A 7,538-nucleotide genomic window follows, 5' to 3' on the forward strand; every position below is an offset into this window, starting at 1 on the left:
CGCCTCGTCTCTCCGCACGACCTGTTCACCGACCTGGGAGTGCGACTCCATGCGCCGAACCGTCCTTGGCCTGCTGGCCCTCACGGGCACCGCCGTACTGATGGGCACGGGGCCCGCGTTCGCCGACGGGGCGACGACCCCGAGCCCCGTCCCGTCGGCCGCCGAGCCGACCACCCACCCGGAGGCGAGCGACACGCCGAAGCCGGCCGCACCCGCCGAACGCAGCCGCCCGGCCCGCCCGGCCCCGAGCGCCGAACCGACCCGGGCACCCGCGCGGGACCAGGTGTCCGTCGTGCCGAGCGGCGCGCCCGACACCGGTGTGACGACCGGGTCCACGGGCTCCGGCACCGGCGGCACGGTGATCGGCGCGGGCGCCGCCGCGGTGCTCCTCGTGGGCGGCGGCACCGTCTTCGTCGTGCGCCGCCGGGCGAGCGGGGCATGACCGCGTTCTCCAGGCGCGCGTTCACGGCCGCGGCCCTCGCGTCCGTGCTGACGGCCTGCGGCGGGGGAACGGCGGCGCCGCCGGCCGCCACCGCGACGCCGCCGCCGAAGCCGGCCGCGGGGTCCCGCCCCGCGTCCGGTCCGGCCCCGGTCCGGCTGCTGATCCCGGCGATCGGCGTCGACACCCCGGTCATGCCGCTGGGCCTGGCGGCGGACGGCACCGTGCAGGTGCCGCCCGTCGAGGCGGACGACCGGGCGGGCTGGTACCGGCACTCGCCGGTGCCGGGCCGGACCGGACCGTCGGTGCTGCTCGGCCATGTCACGGTCGGGCGGTACGGCGACGGCGTCTTCCGCCACCTGGGCCGGCTGCGCCCCGGCGACCGGATCGAGGCGCGCCTGGAGAACGGCACGGCGGCGGCCTTCGCCGTCACCGCCGTGCGGACCGTCCCGAAGAACGACTTCCCGGTGGACGACGTCTACGGGAACGTGGCCCGTCCGGAGGTGCGGCTGATCACCTGCGGCGGAGCGCGTACCGCGGACGGCTACGCGGACAACGTGATCGTGTTCGCCGTGCAGGACGGCGCCGGGTCCCCCACCTCTGGAGAGCGTTGAAACGGTCCCGCGAGAAGGCAGCGTCCGAGCTGTTCGCCGCCCTCTACCCGCGTCTCGCCGGCTGGTGCCGCCGGCTCGTCGACGACGACGAGACGGCCCACGAGATCGCCTCGGAGGCGTTCACCCGGCTGTGGGCGCGCTGGACGTCCGTCGAGGAGCCCCGCGGGTTCCTCTACGTCACCGCGGCCAACCTCGTCCGGGACCACTGGCGCAAGCTGGAGCGCGAGCGCCGCGCCCTGCACCGCGTCACCTCGGAGGCCGCGGTGCGCCCCCACCCCGAGCAGGCCGACCCGTCGGTGCGGCTGCTGGTGCAGGCGCTGCCGGAGCGACTGCGCGTCCCGATCCTCCTCCACTACTACGCTGACATGCCGGTCCGGGAGGTGTCCGCCCTGACCGGGCGCAAGGAAGGAACCGTCAAGGCCGATCTGCACGCGGCCCGGGAACTGCTCCGCGTCCATCTGAGGAGAAGCCTTGACCACACGCCTTGACGACGTCCCGGGCGAGCCGGAGTCCGGCCCCGACGACCCGCTCGCCGTGATCCTGCGGCCCTCCTCGCCGGACTACCTGGGGGCGCCGCCCGGACAGTTCGAGGCGGTCCGCCGCCGGGCCACCCGCCGGCGCCTGCTGCGCACCGCGGCCGGAGCGGGCCTGTGCTGCGCGGTGGCCGCCCTGGTCGTGCTGCCGCTGCGCCTCACCGCGCCCGAGGCGCCCGCCGTCCCCACCGTTCCGATGGCCCCGCCGCCGCCCCGGGCGCCCACCACCCCGGCTCCCGCGACCCCGGCTCCCGCGACTCCCACGCCCTCCGCGTCGGACTCGGCCCCGCACTCCCCGTCGGAGCGCTCCCGGACGTCCGCTCCCGGTACCGGGAGCCCGCGCACCGAGACCTCCCGCCCCACCGGCCCCGGCACGGCCGCCACCGGCTCCGCCGCCCGCGACGAGAGCACCAGGCCCGCGCCCGATTCCCCTTCGGCCACCCCGACCCCGGTCCGGCCCGTGCCCTCCGCGGCCCGCACGCCCGGACGGTGACGGCGCGGCCGGACGCCGGGTGGGGGAGTTTGCGGAACCTTTGCCCGGGGGCCGGGCGTTGGGAGGGTGTGCGCGCGTGAGCGGGTGCGTCCTTTGATGCTGACGAATACCGAGGTGACGGCAATGGCAGTGTGGGACCGGCTCAAGGATCAGGCCAAGGCACTCCAGCAGGGTCAGGCCGGCCGCGGCGCGACGGGCGGGCACAGCGGCGGCCACGGCGCTCCGAGGTCCGGCGGGGGCGGCAAGGCCCAGCTGATCGGCCTGTTCAAGACGCAGCTCGGGTCGCTGAAGAACGAGCTGAAGAGCGGTGCCTACCGGGACGCGAGCATGGCGATGTGCGCCCTGGTCGCGGCGGCCGACGGACAGGTGGACGCCTCCGAGCGCCAGCAGGTCGAGTCGATGATCCTGAGCAACGACGTGCTGCAGAACTTCCCGCCGGAGCAGCTGCGCCAGCGGTTCAGCAAGCACGTGGACCAGCTGACGATGAACTTCCAGCACGGCAAGGCGGAGGCGATGCAGGAGATCGCCAAGACCGCCAAGAAGCCCACCGAGGCGCGGGCCGTGATCCAGACCGGCATGGTCATCGCCGGTGCCGACGGCCACTTCTCCCAGGCCGAGGCCCAGGTCCTGCGCGAGGCCTGCGCGGCGCTGGGGCTCTCCCCGGCCGAGTTCCAGCTCTGAGTCAACGGGCGCGCGGGGCGTCCACGGCGGCTGGCTCGTCCGCCCGCGGGGGGCCTGCCCGCATGCCGTGCGGCCCTGGTGGGCAGGGCGTTGAGTGAGATGAGTATCCGTATGTCACTCGACCCGCCGGTGGCCTCCCTGCGTTCCTCCCGGCGTTTCTTTCTCGCCGCCGCGGCGCTGCTGCCACTCCCGCTCGCCGGGTGCGGTGCCGGTGAGCGGTCCGCGAACCGGCCCGACCGGGGGGCGACGGCCAGCCGGCCCGCCCCGCCGTCGAGCCGGCCGCCGGTGCACCGGCCCCGGTTCGCGGACCTGGAGCGCGCGTACGGCGCCCGGGTCGGGGTGTACGCCCTCGCCACCGGAACCGGCGCCACGGTGGTGCACCGTGCCGGGGAACGCTTCGCGTTCTGCTCGGTCTTCAAGGCCCTGGCCGCCGCGGCGGTCCTGCACCACCGCTCCCCGCACGACCTGGACCGGCGCGTCACCTACACCCGGGCCGACCTGCGCTCCACCACCCCGGTCACCGGCAGGCACCTGGCGACGGGCATGACCCTGCGCGAACTCTGCGACGCCGCCGTCCGCTTCAGCGACGGCGCGGCCGGCAATCTGCTGATGCGTGAGATCGGCGGGCCCGGGAAGCTCACCGCCTACCTGCGCGCCCTCGGCGACCGCACCAGCCGCATGGACCACTACGAGCCCGAACTGCACGACGTCCCGCCGGACGACCCGCGCGACACCACCACCCCCGAGGCGATCGCCACCGACTTCCGCAGGCTGCTGCTGGGCACCGCGCTGCCCGCCGGCGACCGCGCGCTGCTCCTGGACTGGCTCTCCCGCAACGCCACCCCCGTCGGCGCCCGCCGCATCCGGGCCGGGCTGCCCCGCGGCTGGCGCGTCGCCGACAAGACGGGCACGGGCCACTACGGCCGGGCCAACGACGTCGCGGTCGTGCACCCGCCCCGCGGCGAGCCGCTCGTCCTCGCCGTGCTGACCGACCGCCCCGGCCGCGACGCCGAGCCCTCGGACGCCCTGATCGCCGAGGCGACCGAACGGACCGTCGCCGCCCTCGGCCTGTGAGAACGGAGGGGGCTATAACGGGGCCATGATCTATCACGTCGTACCGAGCAGCGTCTGGCACTCCGCGTCGGCTGAGCCGTACGCCCCCGCCTCCCTCGCCGAGGAGGGCTTCGTGCACTGCTCCCCGGACGAGGCGACCACCCTGGCCGTCGTCAACGCCTTCTACCGGGACGCGCCCCGGCCCCTGCTGGTGCTCGCGCTCGACGAGACGCGGCTGACCGCGCGGGTGGCGTGGGAGGCCGCGGCCCCGGCACCGCCGCCCGGCGTCTCCGGGGACACCCTGTTCCCGCACGTCTTCGGCCCGCTCGACCGCGACGCCGTCGACCACGTCCTGGAGGTGCGGTGGGACGGGGAGGGCAGGGCCTCGGAACTGGGTGGGGCAGGATGACCGGATGACCGTTCAGCAGACCCCCGGCACCGCCCCCGCCCCCGCTCCCCGCCCGGCCGGGGGTGCGGCGCGCTGGGCGATCGTGGCCCTCACCCTCGCCGGGGTCGCCTGGACCGTCCGGGCAATCTGGCATCTGCGGCTGTCCCTGGCGGGGCAGCCGGCGTCCGGCCCGCCCGACCAGGGCGACGGCGCGCACCGCCCGCTGACCGCGCTGGAGGACTCCTACCACCAGGTCGCCTGGGTGGGCGGCGTCGTCACGGCCCTGTGCGCCGTGGTGTTCCTGTTCTGGCTGGACCGGGCGCGGGAGAACGCGCGGGCCCTGTCGGGCGCCGCGCCGCGCTACGGCTCCTTCTGGCTCCTCCTGGGCTGGGTCGTGCCCGTCGCCAACCTGTGGATACCCCGGGGCGTGGTCGCGGACGTCCACCGCTCGGTCTTCCCCGAGCGGCGGCTGCCCGCGGTCGTGAACTGGTGGTGGGGGCTGTGGCTGGCGGGCCTGGCCGGCAACGCCGGGATCCTCTACTCCGACGACACGGACGAGATCATCGCCCGCGCCTACACCGGCGTCCTCCCGCTGCTCACCGCCGATCTGGCCATCGTGGCGGCGGCCGTGGCCGCCGCCCTCATGATCCGTACGCTCACGGCGGCGCAGGAGGAGCAGCTCGCCCGCACCGGTCACTGAACCGCCGCGCGCGGCCGGTACACCGACACGGCGAACGACGCGGTCACCCGCACCGGCGTCACCGCCCGGGCGACCCGCTCCCGCAGCCGGGCCCCGTCGAGGTGGTGCGCGCTCGGGCTCATCGCCACCAGGCCGACGACGTCCTCGGCCGTCAGGACCGGGGCGAACTCCAGCGGCTCGGTGCGTGCGAGCCGGAAGGCGGCCGACAGGGTCCGGCGCAGGCGTTCCTCCTTCCTGGGATCGACCGCCAGCAGCCCCAGGGGCTCGCGCAGTTCGCGCAGGTGCCGTGCCGTGGGCGTGACGACGAGCAGGGCGCCGTCCGGGCGCAGGACGCGGCGGAACTCGGGGCCGTTGCGGGGCGCGAAGACGTTGAGGACGAGGTGGGCGCAGCCGGTGCGCACAGGCCAGGGCCGCCAGACGTCCCAGCCGGCGGCCTCCGCACGGGGATGGGCCCGGACCGTGGCGCGCAGGGCGGCGGGCGAGGTGTCCAGGCCGACGCCCAGGGCGCCGGGGAGGGCGTCCAGGACAGCGGCCAGATGGTGGCCGGTGCCCGCGCCGGCGTCCAGCACGGTGGCGTCGGCCGGTGCCAGGCCGGCGGCGAGGTCCGCGAGAGCGCGGGCGAGCGGGTCGTAGTGCCCGGCACGCAGGAAGGCGGCGCGGCTGCGGACCATCCCGGCGGAGTCGGCGCTCGGGGCACGCCGGTGGCCGGTCAGCAGGCTCACGTAGCCGTGGCGGGCGATGTCGAAGGTGTGCCGCGCGGCGCAGCGCAGGGCGCCGTCGGCGCGGGTGAGGGCGGAGGGGCACAGGGGGCAGGTCAGGACGGTCAGCAGCCGGTCGGAGGGCATGCGGGCGGGACCCGAGGGCATGGCGGTGCTCCTGGACGACGCGGCCCGGCGACGTGCCGGGCCGCGGTGCGGGCGGTGGACGTAAGTCACCGGCGTCCGCCCGGGGCGGACAGGCCGGGGACGGCGGCGTGCGGATGCACGTCGCCGTCCTCACCGCGGCGTCAGAGGAAGCAGTGCGGCAGAGCGTTGCAGGCCAGACCCATACGGCCAGGCTACCCGCGCCGGCCGGAGCGCCGGGGCGCTGCGGTCACGGCCCGCGGCGACGAGCGCCCGGCTCCCGTGAACGCCGGCGGCCCGCACCCGATGCCGGGTGCGGGCCGCCGTGCTGCGCTGTGCCGGGCCTGACTTGAGCGGTGGTGACACCAAGACAGGCCCGGCGTCGACCGTGGTTACGCCGCGTCAGGCCCGGTGTCGACCGTGGTGACGCCGTGTCAGGGCGTGCCTGTCATTGCCCGGGTCAGCCGTCGTCGCGGGAGCGGAGCTTCAGGCGCGGTCCGAAGCGGAAGGCCGCGAAGCCCACCGCCGCCAGTGCCCCGGCCGCCGCGGCGAGCAGGCCCATGCCGCCCGCGCCGGTGGAGGCGAGGCTGCCGCCGTCGAGGTCGGTCGACGTGCCGCCGGTGGTGGAGGTGCCGCCCGTGGAGGTGCCGTCACCGCCGGTCGTGCCGCCGGCGCTCGCCGAGGGGCTCGGGTCCGCCGAGGGGCTCGGGCTGCCCGACGGGTCGTCGTCCGGGCCCGGGTCCTGCGTGCCGTCGCCGGGGACGACCTCGACCGCGAACTGGGTCATGGCGCCGCCGACCGACGCGGTCACCGTGTAGGTGCCCGTGCCCTCGCCGGCCGTCAGGACCGGGGCCGTGGCACCGCCCTGCTCGTCGGTCTCCACGCGGACGACCCGCTCACCGTCGGCGAAGCGGGGCGCCTCCTCGCTCTCGTCCTCGACCCGGAACTCGACCTCGGTGCCGGCCGGTGCCGCGGCACCCGACTTGACCACCTTGGCCCGCAGGGCCTCCTCGAAGTCGGCGCCCTGCTCGGCCCGCTGGTCGTCGCCGCCCGCGACGGAGACGGTGTACGCCGAGTCCTTCACCGTCACGGAGAAGACCGTCGAGACGCCGCCGACCGCGGCGCGGACGGTGAACTCGCCCTCCTTGCCGCCCACCTGGACCGGCTGGGACGCGGCCCGGCCGCGCGCGTCGGTCGGCACCACGAGCTCGGTGGAGTCGACGCCGCCCTTGACGTAGAAGTAGGCGCCCTGCTTTCCGGGGTCCTCGATGGTGAAGGTGACGGAGGCGTTCTCCACGGCGTTGCCCGCCTTGTCCCGGGCCACCACGGCCAGCGGGCCGGCGGCACCGCCCGGCTGGACGGTCTCGTCGGTGCCGGAGACCTGGACCAGCTCGGCGATCGCGGGGGTCTTCCACTGGAAGACCACGCGCCCGGCGCCGGAGCGGTCGGTGTTGACGCCGCCCTCGGCGATGCCGCCGCGCACCGGCTCGTCGGAGGCCGCCCAGAACGGGTCGGTCTTCGCCGGGGGCACCGTGCGGCTGCCGGTGAGCAGACGGGCGTCGGTCACGCGGTCGGGGTCGGCGTAGCCGCTGCCGCCCGCACCGCTGCCGATGGTGCCCCGCTCCTCGTCGGTACCGCCGCCACCGCCGCCGCCCGCGTGGCCCGCGCCGCCGCCACCGCCGTAGCCGTGCGCGCCGGAGCCGCCCGCGCCGCCCTTGCCGCCGCCGGACGCGTCGGCGCCGGAGGAGCCGTTGCCGCCGCCCGCGCCGCCCTCGGCACCGGCCGCGCCCTTGCC

9 protein-coding genes and 1 pseudogene are annotated in these 7,538 nt (G+C 76.5%); 8 read left to right on the forward strand and 2 right to left on the reverse strand.

Going from position 1 to position 7,538, the window contains the following annotated elements:
- The first annotated feature begins 49 nt into the window (after positions 1 to 49).
- The 8 genes from CHR28_RS36310 (at position 50) to CHR28_RS36345 (ending at position 4,901) form a co-directional block, all read left to right on the forward strand.
- Positions 50 to 442, forward strand: coding sequence for a Tat pathway signal sequence domain protein (locus CHR28_RS36310; RefSeq protein WP_094057988.1), 393 nt, complete (start codon positions 50 to 52; stop codon positions 440 to 442).
- Positions 439 to 1,053: a class F sortase gene (locus CHR28_RS36315; protein ID WP_094057989.1), complete on the forward strand. Its 615-nt coding sequence runs from the start codon at positions 439 to 441 to the stop codon at positions 1,051 to 1,053. The genes CHR28_RS36310 and CHR28_RS36315 overlap by 4 nt, the downstream gene beginning before the upstream one ends.
- Positions 1,050 to 1,541 carry an RNA polymerase sigma factor gene (locus tag CHR28_RS36320; protein WP_094057990.1) on the forward strand — a complete coding sequence of 164 codons (492 nt, stop codon included), beginning with the start codon at positions 1,050 to 1,052 and terminating at the stop codon, positions 1,539 to 1,541. The genes CHR28_RS36315 and CHR28_RS36320 overlap by 4 nt, the downstream gene beginning before the upstream one ends.
- Entirely contained in the window at positions 1,525 to 2,079 is a 555-nt protein-coding gene (locus CHR28_RS37955) for a hypothetical protein (RefSeq protein WP_179272689.1), read from the forward strand. Before CHR28_RS36320 ends, CHR28_RS37955 begins: the two co-directional genes overlap by 17 nt.
- A 123-nt stretch (positions 2,080 to 2,202) precedes the next feature.
- The gene (locus CHR28_RS36330) at positions 2,203 to 2,760 is read left to right on the forward strand and encodes a tellurite resistance TerB family protein (protein ID WP_094057991.1); all 558 of its coding nucleotides are present in this window, start codon (positions 2,203 to 2,205) and stop codon (positions 2,758 to 2,760) included.
- 111 nt (positions 2,761 to 2,871) lie between these two features.
- Positions 2,872 to 3,834, forward strand: coding sequence for a class A beta-lactamase (gene bla / locus CHR28_RS36335; protein ID WP_179272690.1), 963 nt, complete (start codon positions 2,872 to 2,874; stop codon positions 3,832 to 3,834).
- A gap of 25 nt (positions 3,835 to 3,859) precedes the next feature.
- The gene (locus tag CHR28_RS36340; RefSeq protein ID WP_094057992.1) at positions 3,860 to 4,222 is read left to right on the forward strand and encodes a DUF952 domain-containing protein; all 363 of its coding nucleotides are present in this window, start codon (positions 3,860 to 3,862) and stop codon (positions 4,220 to 4,222) included.
- Positions 4,223 to 4,226: 4 nt separating this feature from the next.
- Entirely contained in the window at positions 4,227 to 4,901 is a 675-nt protein-coding gene (locus tag CHR28_RS36345; RefSeq protein WP_094057993.1) for a DUF4328 domain-containing protein, read from the forward strand.
- Here the strand turns inward: CHR28_RS36345 and CHR28_RS36350 are convergent.
- Positions 4,895 to 5,767, reverse strand: a complete 873-nt coding sequence (locus CHR28_RS36350; protein ID WP_094057994.1) for a putative RNA methyltransferase — start codon at positions 5,765 to 5,767, stop codon at positions 4,895 to 4,897. The two genes, CHR28_RS36345 and CHR28_RS36350, sit on opposite strands and share 7 nt — an antisense overlap.
- Before the next feature lie 436 nt (positions 5,768 to 6,203).
- Positions 6,204 to 7,538, reverse strand: a pseudogene (locus tag CHR28_RS38880) (hypothetical protein); the annotation flags it as partial.

Source organism: Streptomyces sp. XY006 (assembly GCF_002237655.1).
In the GTDB taxonomy this organism is placed as follows: domain Bacteria; phylum Actinomycetota; class Actinomycetes; order Streptomycetales; family Streptomycetaceae; genus Streptomyces; species Streptomyces levis.

Bases quoted from the DNA above. Each gene is read 5' to 3' on its own strand.
- CHR28_RS36310 (WP_094057988.1), top strand. From the start codon at position 50: ATGCGCCGAACCGTCCTTGGCCTGCTGGCCCTCACGGGCACCGCCGTA.
- CHR28_RS36315 (WP_094057989.1), top strand. From the start codon at position 439: ATGACCGCGTTCTCCAGGCGCGCGTTCACGGCCGCGGCCCTCGCGTCC.
- CHR28_RS36330 (WP_094057991.1), top strand. From the start codon at position 2,203: ATGGCAGTGTGGGACCGGCTCAAGGATCAGGCCAAGGCACTCCAGCAG.
- bla (WP_179272690.1), top strand. From the start codon at position 2,872: ATGTCACTCGACCCGCCGGTGGCCTCCCTGCGTTCCTCCCGGCGTTTC.
- CHR28_RS36340 (WP_094057992.1), top strand. From the start codon at position 3,860: ATGATCTATCACGTCGTACCGAGCAGCGTCTGGCACTCCGCGTCGGCT.
- CHR28_RS36345 (WP_094057993.1), top strand. From the start codon at position 4,227: ATGACCGTTCAGCAGACCCCCGGCACCGCCCCCGCCCCCGCTCCCCGC.
- CHR28_RS36350 (WP_094057994.1), bottom strand. From the start codon at position 5,767: ATGCCCTCGGGTCCCGCCCGCATGCCCTCCGACCGGCTGCTGACCGTC.